1 protein-coding gene is annotated in these 280 nt (G+C 47.1%); it reads right to left on the bottom strand.

Annotated elements, in window-relative coordinates; translation table 11 throughout:
• On the bottom strand, positions 1 to 280 hold a 280-nt coding region (locus ACODJP_RS13915), incomplete at both ends, for an AzlC family ABC transporter permease (RefSeq protein ID WP_422482518.1).

Genomic DNA, 280 nt, shown 5'->3' with positions numbered 1-280 from the left:
CCAGAAGGTGATCATCGCCGAGCCATAAAACAGATACTTATCCTGCTTATTGCCTTCCATCTCTTTGACGGTGGTGGCGTACACTTCATCGGTCAGCGCGTAGGACATAAAGCATTTTTTAAAGAATGACGCTTCACGGACGGTACCGGAAATAGAGGCGCTGTACAGTACGTGACGTAGGTTAATTATTAATGTGGTGAATATAATAACCCCGAGCGTGGCGCCGGTTTTAAGCATATTTAATGCCAGCATTTGCGCGGAGCCGGCAATAACAATCGCC

It is taken from the genome of Pleomorphochaeta sp. DL1XJH-081 (genome assembly GCF_049310885.1).
In the GTDB taxonomy this organism is placed as follows: domain Bacteria; phylum Spirochaetota; class Spirochaetia; order Sphaerochaetales; family Sphaerochaetaceae; genus CAYZJV01.
This window is presented reverse-complemented; position numbering and strand designations above follow the sequence as displayed.